The sequence below is a fragment of the Amycolatopsis stemonae genome (assembly GCF_054781455.1).
In genome coordinates, this window is record NZ_BAAGUJ010000001.1 from 325,811 (window position 1) to 346,196 (window position 20,386).

Sequence of the window (20,386 nt, forward strand, 5' to 3'; positions counted from 1 at the left end):
GTCGCGACCGCCGCGTCGCGCCTCGTTGTACCCCCACGAAGGGCATCTGGTGAGCACTGAAGCAACTTCGGCGGACGTCGCCGGCGTGTCAGGATCGGTTCTGTCGATCTCCGACCTGAGCGTGTCGTTCCGGACCGAGGACGGCATCGTCGAAGCCGTCAAGGGCATCGGGTTCGATGTCAAGCCCGGCGAGATCGTCGCGGTGGTCGGGGAGTCCGGGTCCGGCAAGTCCGTCACGTCGATGTCGGTGCTGGGCCTGCTGCCCAAGACCAGCAAGATCGCCGGCGAGCTGCGCCTCGGCGAGCGGAACCTGGCCAGCCTCTCCGAGAAGGAGAAGCAGAAGATCCGCGGCAACCAGGTCGCGATGATCTTCCAGGAGCCGATGACCGCGCTGAACCCGGTCTACACGGTCGGCTGGCAGCTGCGCGAGGCCCTGCGCGCGCACCAGGACATCTCGAAGGCGGCCGCCGACAAGCGCGCGGTCGAGCTGCTCGACATGGTCGGCATCCCGAACCCGCCGCTGCGGTTCAAGCAGTACCCGCACCAGCTCTCGGGCGGGCTGCGCCAGCGCGTCGTCATCGCCATGGCGATCGCCTGCGACCCGCAGGTCATCATCGCCGACGAGCCGACCACGGCGCTCGACGTCACCGTCCAGGCCGAGATCCTGGGCCTGCTGCGCAAGCTGCGGGACACCCTCGACACCGCGATCGTGCTGATCACGCACGACATGGGCGTCGTCGCCGACATGGCCGACCGCGTCATCGTCATGTACCAGGGCGAGATCGTCGAAGAGGCGCCGGTGCGCGAGCTGTTCGCTTCGCCGAAGGAGGACTACACCCGGCGGCTGCTCGCCGCGGTGCCGGTGCTCGGCCAGCGTCCCGAGGGACGCCGCCTGCTCGACGACGCCGGCGTCACCACCGACAGCTCCGAGGCGGCCAAGATCGCCGAAGAGATCCGGCTGGCGGACGAAGAGCTCGAGGCCGTGATCGAGGAGGCCGCGCCGGCCCTGGAGATCAAGAACCTGGTGCTCGAGTACCCGGGCCGCCGCGGTCAGGGCAAGAACCGCGCGGTCGACGACGTCTCGCTGACCATCGCCAAGGGCGAGATCGTCGGCCTGGTCGGCGAGTCCGGCTCGGGCAAGACGACGGTCGGCCGCTGCGCGATCCGCCTGCTCGACCCGACGTCGGGCACGGTCTCGATCGCGGGCAAGGACATCACGAAGATGTCGGCGAAGGAGCTTCGCCCGCTTCGCCGGTACTTCTCGATCGTGTTCCAGGACCCGGCGTCGACGCTGGACCCGAAGATGACGATCGGCGAGTCGATCGCCGAGCCGATGGTGCTGCACAAGGTGCTCTCCGGCAAGGAGCTCGCGGCTCGCGTGCGCTCGCTGCTCGACAAGGTCGAGCTGGGCGGGCACTACATGAACCGCTACCCGCACGAGCTCTCCGGCGGCCAGCGCCAGCGCGTGGCGATCGCCCGCGCGCTCTCGCTCGACCCGGCCCTGCTCATCGCGGACGAGCCGACGTCGGCGCTGGACGTCTCGGTGCAGGCCCGCGTGCTGGACCTGTTCCTCGACCTGCAGCAGTCGCTGCAGTTCGCGTGCCTGTTCATCAGCCACGACCTGGCGGTGGTCGACCTGCTGGCCGACCGCGTCGCGGTGATGCAGCACGGCAAGCTCGTCGAGGTCGGCACGCGCGACCAGGTGCTGCACTCGCCGCAGCAGGACTACACGCGCCGCCTGCTGTCCGCGGCGCCGGTCGCGGACCCGGTGCTGCAGGCCGAGCGCCGCGCGGCCTGGGAGGCGGGCAGGCTGGCCCCCGTGGCCGACTGAGGCACTCCGGAACGCCGGAAGGCCGCCACCCGGCTCGGGTGGCGGCCTTCCGGCGTTCCGGGACCTCAGCCGACGCGGATGCGGGGGTCGAGGATGCCGTACATCAGGTCCGCGATCAGGTTCGCCACCACGACGCTCGCCGCGATCACCACCAGCCAGCCCATCAGCACCTGCGGGTCGTTCTTGTTGACCGCCTCCACCAGCAGCGTGCCCATGCCGTGCCAGGTGAAGACCGTCTCCGTGATGATCGCGCCCGTGACCGTGGCGCCGAAGTTGACCGAGAACAGCGTCATCACCGGGATCAGCGCGTTGCGGAACGCGTGGCGCCAGATCACGCGCGTGTTCGAGACGCCCTTGGCGCGGGCCGTGCGGACGAAGTCGGCGTTCAGGACCTCCAGCATCGACGCCCGCTGGAAACGGCTGTACGCGGCGAACGTGATCGCCATGATGGACAGCGTCGGCAGCAGGAACGCGCCGACGTACTTCGCGAGCGCGTCGCCGACGCCGGTCGCCGAGAGGCTCTCCGGGCTCGTCGTGCGCAGCCACGGGTCGCCCAGGACGTCGGCGAGGCCCAGGTCGCGCACCCAGCTGTTGAGGCGGATCGCGTAGCCCTTGAGGACGATGGCGACGCAGAAGATCGGCATCGAGAACATCAGGAACGCCAGCGTCGTCGCGAGGTAGTCCCAGATCGAGTACTGCTTGACCGCGGCGAGGACGCCGACCAGCACGCCGAAGACCAGCGCCAGGACCGACGCGGCGACCACCAGCTCGAGCGTGACCCGGAACGCCGCCATCACCTTCGGCTGGACCGCCTGGAGCGCGTTGCCCTGGGCGATGGAGATGCCCCAGTCGCCGGTCAGGAAGTGGCCGAGCCAGGTGAAGTACCGCGCGACGACGCTCTGGTCGAGGCCGAGCCGGTGTTCGGTGTCGGCGATCGCCTGGGCGCTGATCCCGGGCTTGCTCCGCAGCTCACCGAGCGGGTCGCCGGTGTTGGCCACCATGACGAAGCAGAGGAAGGTGCCGACCAGCAGGACCGGGATCGAGACGGCCAGCCGGCGGAGCACGTAGAGCACGAGATTCATCCGAAACCCCCAGGTCCGGCGATCCCCGCTGGAAACGGACGCGGGGGCGACCGGAACCGGTCACCCCCGCGTCGCGCGTTCAGGCCTTCATTCTCCGCTGCCGCGGGTCGAAGGCGTCGCGAAGACCGTCACCGATGAAGTTGATCGTCAGTGAAATCAGCACGAGCACGATGAACGGGCCGAAGAACAGCGCCGGCCGCGTCTGCAGCTGGGCGTAGTTCTCCAGGATGACGCGGCCGAGCGAGGTGTCCGGCAGCTGGACACCGAGGCCGATGAACGACAGCGCGGCCTCCGCCAGCACGGCCTGCGCGACCGCGAGGGTCGCGTTGACCGTGATGCTGCCGACCATGTTCGGCACCAGGTGCTTGAAGATGATCCGGAACGTGCCGGCACCCGAGGCGCGAGCCGCGTCGACGAACTCGCGCTGGGCGAGCGACATCGCCTCGGCCCGGGTGATCCGGGCGATCTGCATCCAGCCGAACGCCGCCAGCACCAGCGCGACGATGTACCAGGAACCGCCGCCGAACACCTTCGCCAGGATGGCCGCCGCGGCGATCTGCGGGATGATCAGGAACAGGTCCGTCACCCGGGAGATCGCCGAGTCGGTGAACCGGCGCAGGTAGCCCGCCAGGGCCCCGAGGACGACGCCGACCACGGTCGACAGGATCGACACGGTCAGCGCGATCAGCAGCGAGAACTGGGTGCCGCGCAGGATCTGCGACACCATGTCCTTGCCGACCTGGGTGGTGCCCAGCGGGAAGTCGGCGCTCGGCTTGGCGAACGACGGGAACGAGCTGTCCTCGTAGTTGTGCTTCCAGAAGATCGGCAAGATGATGCTGAGCAGCACGATCAGGATCAGCACCGCCGTCGACGCCATCGCCAGCTTGTGGTGCAGGAACTTCCGGAGCACCAGCTTGCCCTGGCTCCGGGGTTCGGGCAGGGACTCCGCCGGCAGGGTGCCGTCGGCGGCCGCGGTCTCGCTCGCGAGAAGAGAGTTCAAGTCAGCCAACGCGAATCCTCGGGTCCAGGATGCCGTACATCAGGTCGGCGATCAGGTTGGCGACGATCACGCTGGTGGCGATCACCACGAGCCAGCCCATCATCACCTGAGTGTCGTTCTTCCCCACGGCTTCCACCAGCAATGTGCCCATACCGTGCCAGTTGAACACCGTTTCGGTGATGATGGCGCCGGCGAGGACCGAGCCGAAGTTCACCGAGAACAGCGTCGTGACGGGGATGAGGGCGTTGCGGAACGCGTGCCGGAAGATGACCCGGCCGTTCGCGAGGCCCTTGGCCCGCGCGGTGCGCACGTAGTCCGAGCCCAGGACCTCGAGCATCGAGGCGCGCTGGAACCGGCTGTAGGCGGCGAAGCTGATCGCCATGATCGAGAGCACCGGGAGCAGGTAGGCGCCGATGGTGCTGGCTATGAAGTCGCCGACGCCGTCGGTTTTCAGCTGCTCCGGGCTGGTCGTGCGCAGCCACGGGTTGCCGAGGATGTCGGTCAGGCCGAGGTCGCGCACCCAGCCGTTGATCTCGATCGCGTAGTTCTTGAGCACGATCGCCACGCAGAAGATCGGCATCGAGAACAGCAGGAAGGCCAGCGTCGTGGCGATGTAGTCGATGATCGAGTACTGCTTCACCGCGGCGAGCACGCCGACGATGATCCCGATGATCAGCGCCAGGATCTCGGCTCCGACGACCAGCTTGAAGGTGACGCCGAAGGCGGCCATCACCTTGGGGGCGACCGGCGCGAGGGCGTTGCCCTGTGCGATGGACGTGCCCCAGTCACCCGTGAGGAAGTGCCCGAGCCACTGGAAGTACCGCGGCACGATGCCCTGGTCCAGCCCCATCTTGTGGGAGAGGGCGTCGATGGCTTCCTTGCTCATCTGCGGGTTGTGGCGGAGCTCGCCCAGCGGGTCACCGGTGGCGGCGACCATCACGAACGACAAAAAGGTCCCGACCAGGAGGACGGGAATCGATATCGCCAGACGGCGAAGGATGTAGATCACCAGGTTCAACGAACTGCTCCTCATCCGGGCCTGGTCGTCAGAAGTGCGCTGGACCGCTACCCGGTTGTCTACCGTAGTGGGGGTAACCCTACGGTCAACAGCTACTTCCGGTGGGTACCGGGGCCCGGCTCGTGGCCGGACCCCGGTACCTCCCAGGTCATCTGGAACGAGGGGAACGAAGAGGCAGGGCGGACCCTACTTCTTCTGCTCCCACTCGCCGGCGTTCCACAGCACACCGTTGTAGGACTGCATGTACACGCGGTCGATGCCCTTGAACGCCCACATGCTCGGCGTCTGGAACAGCGGCACGGTCGCGTACTTGTCCGCGATGGCCTTGTCGGCGGCCTGGTAGCTCTGCGTCTTGACCGTCTCGTCGGTCGCCTTCACCGCGGCGTTGAACGACTCGTCGATCTTCTGGTCGCAGAGGTTCTGGTAGTTCTGGTCACCGCCGTCGTTCGGGCAGACGTAGATCGAGCGCGACTGCGACTTGAACGGCGCCGAGGACCAGCCGAACAGCGCGACGTCGTAGTCACCGGTCGAGACGCGGCCACCCTTGAGGAAGTTGGCGTCGGTCTCGTCCTTGACCTCGATGCCGGCCGCCTTGGCCTGCGAGATGATGATCTCGACGGTCTGGCTGCGGCGGGCGTTCTGGTTGTGCGTGATCTTGAACGAAGCACGCTGGCCGCCCTTGGCGAAGATGCCGTCGGCACCCTTGACCCAGCCGGCGTCGCTCAGGGTCTTGGCCGCCGCCTCGGCGCCCAGCCCGGCCTTGCTGCTGTAGAGGTCGGTGTAGCCCTCTTCACCCTGGAAGAACACGACCGAGTTCAGCGGAGCGGCGTCGGCCTGGACTTCCTTGAGCAGCTTGTCGGTGATCGCCTTGCGGTCGATCGACTCGAAGAACGCCTTGCGCAGCGCGTCGTCCTTGAACATGCGGTTGAACTGCAGGTCAAGGTGCTCGTAGGTGAGCTGCGGGGCCGAGCCGTAGGTCACACCCTGCGGCGCGAGGCCCTTCATCGTGTTGGCCGCGGTGGCGTCCGGCTGGGTCGACGCCGCGACGTCGATCTCACCGTTCTGCAGCGCGGTCGCCATGGCCTTGGTGTCTTCCATGGCGCGCACGACGATCTTCGCCGGGCCGCCCTTGCCGCCCGCCCAGTTCGGGTTCTTCACGAGCGTGACGGACTTCTGGTTCGCGTCGAACGCGTCGATCATGTACGGGCCCGAGGCCGGCATGATCGACTTGTCGAAGCCCTTCCACTTGTTCGTCCAGAAGTCACCGGCCTTGGAGAGCTGGGCCGGGTCACCGGTCGGCGCGAGCTTGGTGATGTCCGCGATGCCGGTCTTCTGCTCGAGGATGTGCGCCGGCAGGATCGAGACGCCGCTGAACAGGCCCTTGTAGTCGAGGTACGGCTCGCTGAAGTCCGTCTCGAAGGTCAGGTTGTCCTTGCAGGTCGCGGTCTTGATCTTGTCGTAACCGGTGGTCGAGGCCGAGTTGAACGGGTTCTTGCCGTCCGTGCCCTTGGCCTGGCCGCTCTGCGAGAGCCAGTTCAGGTAGAAGTCCTTGCAGTCGAACGGCTGGTTGTCCGACCACTTGAGGTTCGGCTTGATCTTGTACGTGACGACCTGCGGGTCCTTGGAGGTCACGTCGACCGAGTCGAGGATGTCCTTGTTGAGCAGCACCTTGTTGTTGCCGTCGAGGACGAACGAGTCTTCGAGGACGGCGGTCAAGATGTAGGTGTTGTACGAGCTGTTGGTGTCCGGGGTCTGGTTGTTGTACCCCGAGTACCCGTCGTCGATCCCGACCGTGACCGTGCCGTCCCAGCCCTTGACGTCCGCGAGCTTGAACGAGTCACCCTGCTCGGCCTTGCCCACCGCCATCGCCTTGACGTCGGTCGACGATCCGTTCTGGTCGGTGCTGCCCGAGCCCGAGTCGCCACCGCTGCAGGCGCTCAGCAGCAGCGAAGCGCCTGCGACGAGCGACAAGGCGGAGACTGCTTTGGTTCTCCTCATGAAGTGTGCCCTCCTAGCACTGAGCCCCTGAATTGTGACAAGGACCCACACCGCTCCGGTTTGGTGCCGGAGCCTACGACACGCCAAGCGACACTCAACTGGCGCACTGCGGGAGCACGCTAGAAAGGAAAAGCACCGACAGTCACCAGTTCAGGGTCGATCGTGACCAAAGGGTGACTTCCAGCCGACATCCAGAAATACGACGGTTACCTCACGGATTCACTGCGTCCCACTCGAAGGCGTGTGTCAAGATCACCCGGTAGTACTGAATGCGTAGCCGAGCGATTACTTCGGGCCGCGAGTCCAGTTCACGGCGGACCCGAACGGGCCCACCATGGGGGGACCGGGTGTGACACCCGAGATACCCGAACCGATCGCCAGGGTGTCAGCCAATTGGAACAACGGGATCACCACGTTCTGACGCCAAAGTTCAGGCTCAAGGGTGGTCAGGGCCTCCCCGGCGGGGGTCGCCCCGGACAGCGCCGCGTCGATCGAGGGCTGCAGCGCCGGGTCGCAGAACCCCGCCGAATTGCCCGGTACGACGGGTTTCGTCTTGTCCGCGCCCGCGGCCGTCTGCTCGGGGCGGCAGCCGAAGGTCGACGCGAGCACGGAAGCCGAGTCGCCGCCGGCGGCCTGCGGCACGACCGCGATGTCGACGCCGACGTTGCCCGCCGAGTCGCCGGTCGGCTGCTGGACCCCGTTCACGACCGGCATCGCGAGCAGGCCGCTGAACAGGTCGCGCGGCTGCGGCGTGATCGCGTTGACCTCGATGCCCTGCGCGGCGAGCTGGCTGGTGAGCTCCTTGGCGATCGTCGCGTACGGCTCCTGCGTGCCCGGCGAGGCGATCACCAGCGAGAGGGCCTTGCCGTTCTTGCGCCAGGTGCCCGCGGTCTTCGCGTAGCCGGCCGCCTTCAGCGACTCTTCGGCCTTCGCGACGTCGGGCGCGGTCGGCGGGCCGGGCGGGATGGTCGCCGCGTAGCCCTTCACCGACGGCGCTGTCACCTGCGCGTCCGCGTGCAGCTGTGACGACGGGCCGCCGTTGACGCCCTCGGTGACGAGCTTGGGCCGGTCGACCAGGGCGGCGATGCCCGCCCGCACCTGGGCGTCCTGCAGGGTGGCGCTGACCGGGCGCAGCAGCACGTCGGCCACCAGGGGCCGGGCGACGGTGTGCAGTTGCACGGCCGGGCCGAGCTCGCCCAGGAGCTTGAGCTCGTCGCCGGTGGTCCTGGCCAGCGCGAACTGGTCGTTGCCGCTGCGCAGCGCGGCCAGCAGCGTGTTCTGGTCCGAGCGGCGCAGCACGATCCGGTCGATCGCCGCGGGCTTCTCCCAGTAGCGCTCGTTGCGCTCGAGGATCACTTCGCCGCGGGCGGTGTCGAGGCTCTTGATCGAGAACGGGCCGGCGACGGCCGGGAAGTTCGAGGCCAGCGCCCCGCGCCAGCCGTCGGGCGCGTCCTTGAGCAGGTGGGCGGGCAGCAGGTCCGAGAACAGCGTCTGCCAGCCGGGGTACGGCTTGGCGAAGGTGACCTCGACGCGCTTGCCGCCCTCGCGGGACTGCAGGTCGGTGATCTGCCGGTAGCCCGCCGGCTCGATCACGCCGGGCTGGTCGCGCATCTGCGTGCGCAGGTAGTCGAAGTCCTCGGCGGCGATGGGCGCGCCGTCGGACCAGGACGCGTCCGGCCGGATCTCGTAGGCGACCACGAACGGCTGCTGCGAGACCACCTCGGCGGACTTCATGAGGCTCTTGTCGAGCAGGGTGGCGCCGTCGTCCTTCTGCCGGAACACCGAGGGCAGCAGCAGCTGCGACAGCGCCGAGGTGACCTGCGAGGAGTCGGCGAGGTTGTGCGGGTTGTACCCGCCGAGCACGTCGTCGACCCCGACGACGATCTGCGACGGCGTCTTCCCGGTGGTCGAGGCGGGCGGGACCGACGAGGACACCACCGGTGGCGGCGGGGTGTTCGAGCAGGCGGTGACCAGCACGGCCGCGAGCGCCAGCACCGGCACCGCCTTGCGTTTCACCCGCACGCCCCGTTCCTCCCCAGAAGTCCGCCGATCGGGTCAGCCATGCTCCCACGACCGCGTCCGCGGCCGGAACCGAGATTCCCATACCCGGATCGGCCGGTCCCGGCGCCCCATGGTGCCGGTACGGGGAAAGACGCGCGAAGGACCGTCCGGGTTCCCGGACCGTTCCGGAACGGCGGAACGAACACGCGCCGGACACGGGACGGTATTCACCGGGTGGTGAACACCAGGCGCCGAGTCCGCCGGCGCCCCTATAAAGATATAAGGAGAAGAACGGCGGAATTCGTGACTTCGTGTCGGTCGATTATCCACCCAGGGTGACAAATGGGCAACGAAAAAACCTCCCGGCGGGATATGCCGGGAGGTCTTTTCGGGTTTTTCGGCTCAGCCGTTGTCGCGGCTCTTGGCGCGAGAACGCTCCTTCGCGCGGGTATTGACGTCCAGGGTGACCTTGCGGACCCGGACGACCTCCGGCGCGACCTCGACGCATTCGTCGACCGAGCAGAACTCGAGCGCCTCTTCCAGGCCCATCTTGCGCGGGCGGGCCAGCGTCTCCATCACGTCGGCGGAGGACTGACGCATGTTGGTCAGCTTCTTCTCCTTGGTGATGTTGATGTCGAGGTCCTCGAAGCGCGGGTTCTCGCCCACGACCATGCCCTCGTACACCTCGGCGCCCGGCTCGACGAAGAAGGTGCCGCGGTCGGCCAGCTGGATCATCGCGTACGCGGTGACCGGGCCGGTGCGGTCGGCGACCAGCGAGCCGCTGTGGCGGGTGCGGATCTCGCCCGCCCACGGGAAGTAGCCCTCGAACACGTGGTTCGCGATGCCGGTGCCGCGGGTCTCGGTGAGGAAGTCGGTGCGGAAGCTGATCAGGCCGCGCGACGGGAGCACGTACTCCAGCTTGATCCGGCCGGTGCCGTTGCCGCTCATGTCCTCCATGCGGCCCTTGCGCGCGGCCAGGAGCTGGGTGATCGCGCCGAGGTGCTCCTCCGGCGAGTCGATGTAGAGGCGCTCGAACGGCTCGTGCAGCTTGCCGTCGATCGTGCGCAGGACCACCTGCGGCTTGCCGACGGTCAGCTCGAAGCCCTCACGCCGCATCTGCTCGACCAGGATGGCCAGCGCCAGCTCGCCACGGCCCTGGACCTCCCAGGTGTCGGGGCGCTCGGTCGGCAGGACGCGGATCGAGACGTTACCGATCAGCTCCTGGTCGAGGCGGGCCTTGACCAGCCGCGCGGTGACCTTGTCGCCGCCGTTGCGCCCGGCCAGCGGCGAGGTGTTGACGCCGATGGTCATCGAGATCGCGGGCTCGTCGACGGTGATCCGCGGCAGCGCGACCGGGTTGTCGACGTCGGCGAGGGTGTCGCCGATCGTGATGTCCGGGATGCCGGCGATGGCGACGAGCTCGCCCGCGCTGGCCTCGGTCGCCGGGACGCGGGTGAGCGCCTCGGTGACCAGCAGCTCGGAGATGCGGACGTTCTGCGTCGTGCCGTCCTCGCGCATCCAGGCCACGGTCTGGCCCTTGCGGAGCTTGCCGGCGTGGATGCGGATCAGCGCGATGCGGCCGAGGAAGTTGGACGCGTCGAGGTTGGTGACCAGCGCCTGCAGCGGCGCGTCGAGGTCGGCGGCGGGCGGCGGCACGTGCCGGAGCAGCGTGTCGAACAGCGGGTCGAGGTTCTCGCTCTCGGGGATCTCGCCGTCGGCGGGCTGCTCCAGGCTCGCCTTGCCGGCGCGCGCGGAGGCGTAGACGACCGGGAGGTCGAGGATCGCGTCGTGGTCGGCGTCCTCGATGTCGCTGGCCAGCTCGAGCAGCAGGTCGTGGGTCTCCTCGACGACCTCGGCGATCCGGGCGTCCGGCCGGTCGGTCTTGTTGACCAGCAGGATCACCGGCAGGCCGGCTTCGAGGGTCTTGCGCAGCACGAACCGGGTCTGCGGGAGCGGGCCCTCGGACGCGTCGACCAGCAGGACGACGCCGTCGACCATGGCCAGGCCGCGCTCGACCTCGCCGCCGAAGTCGGCGTGGCCGGGGGTGTCGATGACGTTGATCGTCACCTGGCCCTCGGGCGTCTGGCGGTGGATCGAGGTGTTCTTCGCGAGGATCGTGATGCCCTTTTCGCGCTCGAGCTCCCCCGAGTCCATCACGCGGTCCACGACCTCGGCGCGCTCGGCGAAGGCGCCGGACTGGCGCAGCATCGCGTCGACGAGGGTCGTCTTGCCGTGGTCGACGTGGGCTACGATCGCGACATTGCGCAGGTCGGGCCGGGTCTTACCGGTCGGCCGGCCGGTTTCGACGGTAGCGCTGGCTGCGGGCACGCGAGAACTCCTGAGCTTCAAGGGTTGGATGGCCGCGCAAGCCGTTCAGGCATCCCGTGACCGGCTCTGGTCACACGCGGACCTCACCCAGGATACCTGCCGCCCCGGTGTGAGCGGCCCCACGCCCCCCTGTCGATTAGGCTGGCCTAACGTGGAAACCCGGTGACGGTCGCCGATCCGGAAGGTGCGTGCGCGTGGGCAAGAAGCACGACGACCCGCGGAAGGTCGTGCGCAAGCTGATGAAGGCCGGCAAGGTCAAGAAGAAGTGCTGCCGGTCGAAGCCGCGCTGCAAGAAGTGCCCCGTGCTCGCCCTCAAGAAGGCCAAGCTGGACCTCGCCGCCTAGCTCAGTGGGTCACCGCTTCGTTGACCAGCCTCAGCTCGGGCGCGGTCTTCGTCGGCGAGAACTCGATCACCTCGTACTGCGCCAGGTGCTTCACCGAGAACGGGTCCGACGCCAGGATGGCGTCGAGCTTCCCGCGGGCCATCGGCCGGGTGATGATGACGCCGCCGGTGCGGGGTTCCGCCGCCCGGACGCCAGGAAGTGGCCGCTCTCGTACTGCTTGTTCAGCCACTCGGCGTGGTCCGGGAGCGCGTAGTCGATTTCCTCGATCGGGGCCGTGTAGTTCAGCAGGACGACATACATGGTTAAGAAGGTAGACCCGCTCGCGGGTTCCCGCGCCCGGACGATGCGAAGTGGTGACAGCCCCGGCTATAGTCGCGGCATGCACGCGCAGACCAGCAGCTGGTGGCCGCCCACGGCGGCCGTCTAGTCCTGCGCTGAACCCAGCGGCCGCCCCGGACGGGCGGCCTTTTTCGTGCCTTCTCCGGGGTGGTCCCCCGCGGAAGGAAGACACGATGAGCAAGCTCTCCGGCATCACGCCCTCCGGCCACGTCCACCTCGGCAACCACCTCGGCGCCGTGCGCCGCTGGGCGCGTGAGGGCGACGTGGACGACCTGTACTTCGTCGCCGACCTGCACGGCATGACGACCCCGCACAACCCGGCGAAACTCCGATCCTTGGCGAGCGAGCAGCTCGCCGTCCTCATCGCCGCCGGGATCGACCCCGAGCGCGTGTTCGTCCAGTCCGACCTCGCGCGCGAGCTGGGCGCGCTGACCTGGGTCCTCGAGTGCACCTGCAACTACGGCGAGGCTGCCCGGATGATCCAGTTCAAGGAGAAGTCGAAGGGCCAGGCCGGGGTGCGGCTGTCGCTGCTGACGTACCCGGCGCTGATGGCGGCGGACATCCTGCTGCAGGGCGCGGACGAGGTCCCGGTCGGCGAGGACCAGCGCCAGCACGTCGAGCTGACGCGGACGCTGGCCAAGCGGTTCAACGGCACCTACGGCGACGTGTTCACCGTCCCGCGCGCGGTGCTGCCGCCGGCCGGCGCGCGCGTCCGGGACCTCGCGGACCCGGCCCGCAAGATGTCGAAGTCGACGCGGGACGCGGTGGGCGTGGTGTTCGTGCTGGACGAGCCGGACCAGATCCGCCGCAAGATCCGCCGCGCGGTCACCGACGGCGGCTCGGTGCCGGTGCACGACCCGGACAACCGTCCGGGGATGGCGAACCTGCTGGAGATCCTCGCGGCCTGCCGCGGCGGCTCCCCGGCCGAGCTGGCGGAGGAGTTCTCGTCGTACGGCGCGATGAAGGACGCCGTCGCCGACGCCGTGATCGAGGAGGTCGGCCCGCTGCGTGAACGAGCGTTAACGCTGCTCGACGACGTCGCGGAGCTGGACCGCGTGCGCAAGGCGGGTGCGGACCGCGCCCGTGAGCGCGGCTCCCACCGGCTCGACGCGGCGTTGCGGATGATCGGCGCCTGTTGAAGAGCCGTGAAGGCCACATCGAGGTCTCGATGTGGCCTTCACGGACTCGCGAGCAGTTCGCGGAAGGCCGGGAGCAGGATGCGGTCGGCCGGCAGCCAGTCGACGTCGTCGAGGTCGTCGGGCCCGAGCCAGCGGACGGCCAGGTGCTCGACGGCCCGCGGCTCCTCACCGGGCGAAACGAGCTTCGCGGCATAGATGCGGAGGACCTTTTCGCCGGGCAGCGGGACGTCTTCACCGACGCGCCGCCCGACCTCGATGACGACGTCGAGCTCCTCACTGCACTCGCGGGCCAGCGCGAAGGCTTCGGACTCGCCCGCCTCGACCCGGCCACCGGGCAGTTCCCACTGCCCCGCGTGCCCCGGCGGCCAGGCCCGCTGCTGGGCCAGCAGCTTGCCGTCGCGCACCAGGGCGGCACCCACGATCACACCGTTCACAGCCCCGGAATCTACCCGGAAGCCCCCACGGCCGACCGTGTCGTCCCGCCAATCACACGTGATGCCCCTCCCATCACGCGAGATGCCTCCCCAATCACGCGAGATGCCCCTTCAGTCACCCGAGGCGAGCCGCCAGGTGACGACGAACCGGGCCCCACCGTCCGGCGACTCGCCCACCTGGACCCGGCCACCCCGCCGCCGGACGGTCTCCGCGACCATCGCCAGCCCGAGTCCCGTTCCCCCCGACGAGCGGGCCCGGTCGTCCGCGATGCGGTAGAACCGGTCGAAGACCTTCTCGCGGTGCTCCGGCGCGATGCCCGGGCCGTCGTCGTCGACCACCACGCGCACCGACGATCGCGACGCCAGCACCGAGACCACGATCTCGCCGCGCGCGTAGCGGCAGGCGTTGCGCAGCAGGTTGTCGAGCACCAGCTCCACCTCCGCGTGCGCCGCCGACGCCCAGGCCTGCTGGACCGCGTTGCTCACCCGCGCTTCCGGCGCCCCGGCCGGCAGCCGCGCGACGGCCGCGCGCACCTCGCTGACCAGCTCGACCGGCTCCGACGCGGGCACCTCCCCCGCGTCCGAACGCGCCAGCGACAAGAGCCCGTCCAGCAGCGACGACAGCCGCTCGGCCTCGGTGAGGATGTCCGAAAGGGTCTCCTGGGCCAGCTCCGGATCGGGGTTGGTGACCGCGACCTCGGCCTGCACCCGGATGGACGCGACCGGCGACCGCAGCTCGTGGGCCGCGTCGCCGGTGAACCGGCGCAACCGTTCGGCCGCCTGCTCCTGCCGCGCCAAAAGGGCGTTGAACTCCTCGGCGAGCGCGCGCAGCTCGTCGTGCGAGCCCGGCAGCGCCAGCCGCGACCCCGGCGGCAACGACCGCACCGAGCCCCGCATGCGCGCGACCGGACGCAGCGAAAGCCGCACCACCAGCCACGTCGCCAGCCCCGCGACCAGCGCCCCGACCGAGGCGACCACCACCAGCCACACCCCGCCGTAGTGCACCGCGGCGGAGAACCCGACCAGGCCCGCGCCCGCGACGACCAGCCGTTGCGACCCGTCCGGTGTGCTGACGACCGTGCCGAGGTACCGGGCGCCGTCGCGCTGCACCGGCTGGCCCGCCTTGAGCGTCGAGACGTCCGAGAGGGCGAGCCCGGTCGGCGTGCCGCCGTCCGCCGGCGCGCCCGAGATGTCCAGCACCCGCAGCGTCACCGGGGCCGTGCCGGCCAGCGGACGCCCGGCGCCCACCTCGGCGCCGGCCGGGCCGAGCGCACCCGTCAGCTCGCGGTCGACCGAGTCGATGAGCAGCGGCGAGAGGTTCGACGCGGCCAGCGCGGCCAGGCCGAGCAGGCAGCCGAGGGTGATCGTCGCGGCCAGCAGGGTGATCCGGACCTGCAGGGACCGGCCCCGCCACCAGGAGCTCACGGGGTGATGACCTCGTCGAGCTGCGCGTCGGAGGCCAGGTAGCCGTGCCCGCGGACGGTCCGCAGCAGCGCACCGGCGCCGACCGCGTCGAGCTTGCGCCGCACGTACCCGACGTACACCTCGACGAGGTTGCGCGTGACGGCCTGCTCCTCGCCCCAGACCGCGCGCAGCAGCTCGTCCTTCGTGACGACCGTGCCGGCCCGGCCGACGAGCACCTCGAGCAGGGCGAACTCGCGCGGGCTCAGCCCGACCTCCTCGCCGTTCCAGTGCACCTGACGCAGCCCGCGGTCGACCTCCAGCGCGCCGAGCCGCAGCGTGCCGCGGCCGGCCTCGGGCCCGGCACGGCGCAGCGTCGCGCGGACCTGCGCGACCAGCACCACGAAGGAGAACGGCTTGACGAGGTAGCCGTCGGCGCCGAGGTCGAGGCCGTCGGCCTGGTCGATCTCGCCGTCCTTGGCCGAGACGAGCAGCACCGGCGTGGTGACGCCGTCCTTGCGCAGCCGCTCCAGCACGCGGTAACCGGACAGCCCGGGCAGCATGATGTCGAGCAGGATGACGTCGAACGAGCCGGTGCTCGCCAGCTGCAGCCCGGTGGGCCCGTCCGCGGCCGTGACCACGTCCATGTCCTCCGCACGCAGCCCGCGCTGCAGCGCCTTCCGCACGCCCGGTTCGTCGTCGACCACCAGCACCCGAGGTTTCACGAGGTTCATCATGGCCGGTTTGCGCAGGTCGCGCGTCAGCTCTCAGCACGATCTCAGTGTTGGAGGGAGAACCTTCAGGGGTATCTCAGCCTCGAGAGGGAAGCGTCGTGGCCAGGGAGCCGGGCACACTCGAGCCCGGGACACCACAGGGAGAGACGCATGAAACCGAAGACGAAGGGCATCACGGCCGCGGTCGTCGGCACCGCGCTCGGCGCGGGCGGGCTCGCGTTCGTCGCGATGCCGGCCAGTGCCGACGACAAGCCGGCGCTGCCGCAGGTGAGCGCCGAGGACCTGGTCCAGTCGGTGGTCAAGGCGAAGCCGGGCGCGTTCGACGGCACGGTGAAGGTCAGCAACGACCTGGGCCTGCCCGCGGTGGGGAACGCGGTGCCCGGCGCGCAGGCGCTGAACATGGACTCGGCGCACATCTTCAGCGACGGCGCGGGCAAGAGCCGCCTGGCCGTGACGCAGGGGGCCAGCCAGGAGACCGTGGTCCACGACGGCACGACCGTCTGGGACTACAGCTCCAAGAACAACACCGCGACCAAGGTGACCATCCCCGCCGACGTCGCGAAGCAGAAGGGCGCCGGCAGCGAAAAGACGGCCGACCCGGTCGCGGCTTCGACGGAACTGCTGGCGAAGGTCCGCGAGAGCAGCACGGTGTCCGTCGACGGCACCGCGACCGTCGCGGACCGGCCGGCCTACGAGCTGGTCCTGACGCCGAAGCCGACCGAGCGGACGCTGCTGCGCGAGATCCGCGTGGCGGTCGACTCGCAGACGCGCATGCCGCTGCGGGTGTCGGTGCTGAGCAACGGCACGTCGACGCCGGCGCTCGAGGTCGCGTTCAGCCAGATCGAGTTCACCCAGCAGCCGGCCGACCTCTTCACCTTCACCCCGCCGAAGGGCGCGAAGGTGCAGGAGAAGACGCCGACGGTCGACCAGGCGGACAAGGACCGGGCCGAGCAGGCCAAGCAGGACGTCAAGGTCGTCGGCGACGGCTGGGACACCGTCGTCACCGGCAAGGTCCCGGCGGACGCGCTGAACGCGGCGCCGAAGCAGCAGCAGTCCGGTCGTGAGGGCCGCAACGCCGACCCGAAGGCGCTGCTCGAGCGCTTCGCCAAGAAGGTCAGCGGCCCGTGGGGCAGCGGCTACCTCGTCACCACGAAGGTCGGCACCGCGGTGCTGACCGACGACGGCCGGTTCGCGGCCGGCGCGGTGCCGGAGCAGGTCCTGTACGAAGCGCTGGGCCAGAAGTGACCAGCACAGCGGTCGAGTCCGGGGCGGACGTCTCTTCGGAGGCGTCCGCCCCGGCGGTCCCGCTGGCCGCGCGGACCCGGGGCCTGCGCAAGGTCTACCGCGGCACGGTCGCGGTGGACCACGTCGACCTCGACATCCCCGAAGGCGCGGTCGTCGGGATGCTCGGCCCGAACGGCTCGGGCAAGACGACCACCATCCGGATGCTGCTGGGCCTGGTGCGCCCGACCGAAGGCGAGGTCGAGCTGCTCGGCCGGCCGATGCCGGACGCCGCCGCGCACGCGCTGCCGGACGTCGGCGCGCTGGTCGAAGGGCCGGGCTTCCACCCGTTCCTGTCCGGGCGCGACAACCTGCTGCGCTTCGCCGCGGCCGAACCGCGGCTGGCGTCGGCCGGGATCCCCCGGGCCGTCGATTCGGCGTTGGAGCGCGTCGGGCTGACGGACGCCGCGCGCCGGCGGTACAAGGGGTACTCCCTCGGCATGAAGCAGCGGCTGGGGCTCGCTTCGGCGTTGCTCGTGCCGCGCAAGATGGTCGTGCTCGACGAGCCGACCAACGGCCTCGATCCTGCGGGTACCAGGGAGATCCGCAGGATCGTGGCCGAGCTGCACGCCGACGGCGTCACCGTGCTGGTGTCGTCGCACCTGCTGGCCGAGGTGGAGGCGACGTGCACGCACGTGGCCGTGCTGCAGGCCGGCAACGTCGTCGCGCAGGGCGAGCTGGCGGAGCTGCTGGAGTCCGGGAACGCGGCGCTGCTGGTCCGCACGCCGGACGCCGAGCAGGCCGTGGAAGTGCTGCGGGAGCACCGGATCGGCGCGCGGCTCACGCCGGACGGCGTCCGCGCCGACCTCACCGCGGCCGAGGCCCCGCGGGTGCTGCAGGTTCTCGTGGGCGCGGGGGTCGCGGTCCACGAGGCGACGCGGGCCCGCACCGGGCTGGAAGACCTGTTCGCGCGGCTGACGGAGGGGGCGGAATGACGGCCGTACTGGAGGCACCGGCGGCCCGCACGGGCCACGACACGGTGCCCTTGCCGCGGCTGCTGGCCGCGGAGCTGCGCTGGATCTTCCGCCGGCCGCGCACGGTGGCGGTGCTCGGGCTGCTGGCCCTGATCCCGATCGTCATCGGCATCGGCCTGACGCTGGTGAGCGAGAACGCGCAGACCGGCGGCGGCCCGGACGGCGGCGGTGGCGCGCTGCTGGCTTCCGCGGTCAACAACGCCTTCGTCCTGCCGATCGCGGCGATCGTGATGACGCTGACCCTGCTGCTCCCGCTGGCCTCGGCCATGGCGGGCGCGGACGCGATCGCGGGCGAGACGGCGCACGGCACGCTCCGCGGCTGGCTGATCGCCCCGGTGAGCCGCGGCCGGCTGCTGGCGGTCAAGGCGTTCGGCGTCGCGACGGTGTCGGTGGTCGCCGTGCTGGCGATGTGCTTCACCGGCGTCGTGACCGGGCTGATCATCAACGGCACGGACTCGCTGTTCACGCTCTCGGGCACGACGTTGTCGCTGGGTGGCGCGCTGGCCCGGATCCTGCTGGTGGCGGGCTGGGTGGTGCTCCAGCTGTGGGCGGTCGGCGCGGTGGCGCTGGCGATCTCCAGCTGGACCGAGCACCCGATGCTGGTGGTGGCTTCGGTGCTGGCGGCCGACATCGTGTTCACCATCCTCGGGTTCCTGAGCTCCCTGAACTGGCTGCACCCGTTCCTGCTGACGCAGAACTGGTCGTTGGCCCCCGCCGAGGTGCTGCAGGACCCGATGGGGACGCAGATGCTCGGCGAGGGCGCGCTGCGGGCGGCGTGCTACATCGTGATCGGGCTGTCGCTGGCCTACGCGCGACTGTCCACACGGGACGGCTGAGTGAAGGCGAGGACGCGGCGCCAGGCGTCGTCGCAGGCCTCGCCCCACTCCGCGTACGAGCGGTCGAAGAACGAATGCGGCGCGCCCGCGTACACGTGCCGCTCGTACCGCACGCCGGACTGCTCCAGCCGCGCGGTGAAGGCGTCGAACTCGGCTTGGCCGGTCGCGACGTCTTCACCGGCCAGGAGCAGGAGCATCGGTGCTTCCAGGTCGTCGATCACGTCGGTGACCAGCTTCGGCAGGCCGTAGAAGCCGATCACGCCGGCCAGGCCGAGGCCGGCCGCCGAGAGGCGCCACGACTGGCCCGCGCCGAAGCAGAAGCCCACCGTGTAGACGTCACCCTCGCCGAGGAAGTCCTTCGCCGCGGCGACGTCCGCGGCCACCTCTGCCGGTTTCACCTCCGGGAGATGCCGCTCCCAGTCGAAGCCGTCGCCGCGCTCGCCGAGGCCGGCGGTGCGGCCGTAGTAGTCGATCGCCACCGTCTCGAACCCCGCTTCGGCGAAGCGCCGGGTCAGGTCGCGGTAGAACGCGTGCACTCCGCGGACGTCCGGCAGCAGCACGACTTTGCGGCCGTTCGGTGCGGCCGGAACGGCGTGGTGGGCGAGGAAGTCGACGTCCGAAGTCAGCGTCACGGGTTCGTCCGCCGCCACCTCGCCCCGGATCGGCGGCGCGGGCGGGCGGCTGTCGGTGCGGTGGCACATGGGGAAGTCCTTTCGTCCCGGCCGAGCCTGCCGCGCGCCGGGCCGCGGACCCAGCCCCTGTCCGGGGGTCGGTCCGCCGGTCCTGGTACCGGCAGGGCCAGGCTCGCGACGGCCCGAAGCCGCACACTGGCCCGCATGGACCGGGAACTGGGCAGCTTCCTGAAGTCGCGCCGGGAAGCCGCGACGCCGGCCGACAGCGGCATCCTCACCGGCCCCCGGCGGCGGGTGAGCGGCCTGCGGCGCGAGGAGGTCGCGCAGCTCGCCGGGATCAGCGTCGAGTACTACGTCCGGCTGGAGCAGGGCCGGGCGCGCGGCCCGTCCCCCGAGGTCCTCGACGCGCTGGCCCGGACCCTGCGGCTGGACGACGTCGAACGCGCGCACCTGCACGACCTCGCCGCGGCCCGGCCCACCCGGCCGCCGTCGGTCCGCCGGGTGCGGCCCGAGCTCGCGGACCTGCTGGCGAAGCTGGACCGCGTCCCCGCGCTCGTCGTCGACCACCGGCTCGACGTCCTGGCGTGGAACCCGTTGTCCGCACAGCTGTTCTTCGACTTCGCGGCGACGCCGGCCCGCAACCTCGCCCGGTTCTGCCTGCTCGACCCGGCGAGCCGCGAGGTGTTCCCGGACTGGCCCGACGTCGCCCGCGCGACCGTCGGCCAGCTGCGGCTCGTCGCCGCGAAGTACGCGACGGACAAGGCACTCGCGACGCTCGTCGGCGAGCTGACCCTGCGGAGCGAGACGTTCCGGACGTTGTGGTCGGGCCGGGTGGTGCAGCAGCGCACGCACGGGCGCAAGCGGTTCCGCCACCCGGTCGCGGGCGAGCTGACGCTGCGGTTCGAGAACTTCGAGCTGCCGGACTTCTCGGGGCAGCGGCTGATCACGTTCACCGCGGACCCCGGCAGCCCGTCGGAGTCCGCGCTGGACCTCCTCGCGCACTGGGCCGGCTGA

Annotated in this window: 17 protein-coding genes and 1 pseudogene; 7 read left to right on the top strand and 11 right to left on the bottom strand. The window is 70.2% G+C overall.

The features are described from left to right. Positions 1–49 precede the first annotated feature (49 nt). Positions 50–1,831, top strand: a complete 1,782-nt coding sequence (locus tag ACYVLJ_RS01690) for an ABC transporter ATP-binding protein (RefSeq protein WP_451968093.1) — start codon at positions 50–52, stop codon at positions 1,829–1,831. Between the two features lie 65 nt (positions 1,832–1,896). Here the strand turns inward: ACYVLJ_RS01690 and ACYVLJ_RS01695 are convergent, their stop codons facing one another. From ACYVLJ_RS01695 to typA, 6 genes are all read right to left on the bottom strand, one after another. Beyond that, a complete protein-coding gene (locus ACYVLJ_RS01695) occupies positions 1,897–2,913 on the bottom strand; it encodes an ABC transporter permease (RefSeq protein WP_451968094.1) in 1,017 nt (338 codons plus the stop codon). Positions 2,914–2,992: 79 nt separating this feature from the next. Beyond that, positions 2,993–3,922 carry an ABC transporter permease gene (locus ACYVLJ_RS01700; protein ID WP_451968095.1) on the bottom strand — a complete coding sequence of 310 codons (930 nt, stop codon included), beginning with the start codon at positions 3,920–3,922 and terminating at the stop codon, positions 2,993–2,995. Further along, complete coding sequence (locus tag ACYVLJ_RS01705; RefSeq protein ID WP_451968097.1) at positions 3,915–4,931, bottom strand: ABC transporter permease; 1,017 nt, start codon at positions 4,929–4,931, stop codon at positions 3,915–3,917. The genes ACYVLJ_RS01700 and ACYVLJ_RS01705 overlap by 8 nt, the downstream gene beginning before the upstream one ends. A 186-nt stretch (positions 4,932–5,117) precedes the next feature. Continuing rightward, positions 5,118–6,929, bottom strand: a complete 1,812-nt coding sequence (locus ACYVLJ_RS01710) for an ABC transporter family substrate-binding protein (RefSeq protein ID WP_460437513.1) — start codon at positions 6,927–6,929, stop codon at positions 5,118–5,120. Between the two features lie 285 nt (positions 6,930–7,214). Further along, positions 7,215–8,951, bottom strand: a complete 1,737-nt coding sequence (locus ACYVLJ_RS01715; RefSeq protein ID WP_451968102.1) for an ABC transporter family substrate-binding protein — start codon at positions 8,949–8,951, stop codon at positions 7,215–7,217. A 381-nt stretch (positions 8,952–9,332) separates the two neighbouring features. Next, positions 9,333–11,258 carry a translational GTPase TypA gene (gene typA, locus ACYVLJ_RS01720; protein WP_451968103.1) on the bottom strand — a complete coding sequence of 642 codons (1,926 nt, stop codon included), beginning with the start codon at positions 11,256–11,258 and terminating at the stop codon, positions 9,333–9,335. A 194-nt stretch (positions 11,259–11,452) separates the two neighbouring features. Between typA and ACYVLJ_RS01725 the strand changes: the two genes are divergently transcribed. Then, positions 11,453–11,602 (top strand): hypothetical protein, encoded by a 150-nt coding sequence (locus ACYVLJ_RS01725; protein ID WP_166641800.1) that lies wholly within the window; start codon positions 11,453–11,455, stop codon positions 11,600–11,602. 1 nt (position 11,603) lies between these two features. On the opposite strand, the pseudogene ACYVLJ_RS01730 reads toward ACYVLJ_RS01725, so the two are convergent. Then, a pseudogene (locus ACYVLJ_RS01730) lies at positions 11,604–11,902 on the bottom strand (YciI family protein). Positions 11,903–12,114: 212 nt separating this feature from the next. On the opposite strand from ACYVLJ_RS01730, the gene trpS reads away from it, so the two are divergent. Further along, positions 12,115–13,080, top strand: coding sequence for a tryptophan--tRNA ligase (gene trpS / locus ACYVLJ_RS01735; RefSeq protein WP_460437514.1), 966 nt, complete (start codon positions 12,115–12,117; stop codon positions 13,078–13,080). 38 nt (positions 13,081–13,118) lie between these two features. Here the strand turns inward: trpS and ACYVLJ_RS01740 are convergent, their stop codons facing one another. From ACYVLJ_RS01740 to ACYVLJ_RS01750, 3 genes are all read right to left on the bottom strand, one after another. Continuing rightward, on the bottom strand, positions 13,119–13,514 hold the full coding sequence (locus ACYVLJ_RS01740) for a (deoxy)nucleoside triphosphate pyrophosphohydrolase (RefSeq protein ID WP_451968109.1): 396 nt from the start codon (positions 13,512–13,514) through the stop codon (positions 13,119–13,121). 111 nt (positions 13,515–13,625) lie between these two features. Continuing rightward, positions 13,626–14,939, bottom strand: coding sequence for a sensor histidine kinase (locus tag ACYVLJ_RS01745; protein WP_460437515.1), 1,314 nt, complete (start codon positions 14,937–14,939; stop codon positions 13,626–13,628). Then, on the bottom strand, positions 14,936–15,652 hold the full coding sequence (locus ACYVLJ_RS01750; RefSeq protein ID WP_460437516.1) for a response regulator transcription factor: 717 nt from the start codon (positions 15,650–15,652) through the stop codon (positions 14,936–14,938). Before ACYVLJ_RS01750 ends, ACYVLJ_RS01745 begins: the two co-directional genes overlap by 4 nt. A 147-nt stretch (positions 15,653–15,799) precedes the next feature. On the opposite strand from ACYVLJ_RS01750, the gene ACYVLJ_RS01755 reads away from it, so the two are divergent. Genes ACYVLJ_RS01755 through ACYVLJ_RS01765 form a run of 3 tightly spaced genes read left to right on the top strand, consistent with a single transcriptional unit; the run spans position 15,800 to position 18,740 of the window. Beyond that, on the top strand, positions 15,800–16,894 hold the full coding sequence (locus ACYVLJ_RS01755; RefSeq protein ID WP_451968115.1) for a LolA family protein: 1,095 nt from the start codon (positions 15,800–15,802) through the stop codon (positions 16,892–16,894). Continuing rightward, a complete protein-coding gene (locus tag ACYVLJ_RS01760; RefSeq protein ID WP_460437517.1) occupies positions 16,891–17,865 on the top strand; it encodes an ABC transporter ATP-binding protein in 975 nt (324 codons plus the stop codon). The genes ACYVLJ_RS01755 and ACYVLJ_RS01760 overlap by 4 nt, the downstream gene beginning before the upstream one ends. After that, the gene (locus ACYVLJ_RS01765) at positions 17,862–18,740 is read left to right on the top strand and encodes an ABC transporter permease (RefSeq protein WP_460437518.1); all 879 of its coding nucleotides are present in this window, start codon (positions 17,862–17,864) and stop codon (positions 18,738–18,740) included. Before ACYVLJ_RS01760 ends, ACYVLJ_RS01765 begins: the two co-directional genes overlap by 4 nt. On the opposite strand, the gene ACYVLJ_RS01770 is transcribed toward ACYVLJ_RS01765, so the two are convergent. Beyond that, positions 18,710–19,441, bottom strand: a complete 732-nt coding sequence (locus ACYVLJ_RS01770) for a dienelactone hydrolase family protein (RefSeq protein WP_460437519.1) — start codon at positions 19,439–19,441, stop codon at positions 18,710–18,712. The two genes, ACYVLJ_RS01765 and ACYVLJ_RS01770, sit on opposite strands and share 31 nt — an antisense overlap. Before the next feature lie 135 nt (positions 19,442–19,576). Between ACYVLJ_RS01770 and ACYVLJ_RS01775 the strand changes: the two genes are divergently transcribed. Beyond that, on the top strand, positions 19,577–20,386 hold the full coding sequence (locus tag ACYVLJ_RS01775; protein ID WP_460437520.1) for a helix-turn-helix transcriptional regulator: 810 nt from the start codon (positions 19,577–19,579) through the stop codon (positions 20,384–20,386).

What these genes read in the sequence shown, in the direction of transcription:
- ACYVLJ_RS01695 (WP_451968094.1), bottom strand. Translation starts at nt 2,913, where the DNA reads ATGAATCTCGTGCTCTACGTGCTCCGCCGGCTGGCCGTCTCGATCCCG.
- ACYVLJ_RS01710 (WP_460437513.1), bottom strand. Translation starts at nt 6,929, where the DNA reads ATGAGGAGAACCAAAGCAGTCTCCGCCTTGTCGCTCGTCGCAGGCGCT.
- trpS (WP_460437514.1), top strand. Translation starts at nt 12,115, where the DNA reads ATGAGCAAGCTCTCCGGCATCACGCCCTCCGGCCACGTCCACCTCGGC.
- ACYVLJ_RS01750 (WP_460437516.1), bottom strand. Translation starts at nt 15,652, where the DNA reads ATGATGAACCTCGTGAAACCTCGGGTGCTGGTGGTCGACGACGAACCG.
- ACYVLJ_RS01755 (WP_451968115.1), top strand. Translation starts at nt 15,800, where the DNA reads ATGAAACCGAAGACGAAGGGCATCACGGCCGCGGTCGTCGGCACCGCG.
- ACYVLJ_RS01765 (WP_460437518.1), top strand. Translation starts at nt 17,862, where the DNA reads ATGACGGCCGTACTGGAGGCACCGGCGGCCCGCACGGGCCACGACACG.
- ACYVLJ_RS01770 (WP_460437519.1), bottom strand. Translation starts at nt 19,441, where the DNA reads ATGTGCCACCGCACCGACAGCCGCCCGCCCGCGCCGCCGATCCGGGGC.
- ACYVLJ_RS01775 (WP_460437520.1), top strand. Translation starts at nt 19,577, where the DNA reads ATGGACCGGGAACTGGGCAGCTTCCTGAAGTCGCGCCGGGAAGCCGCG.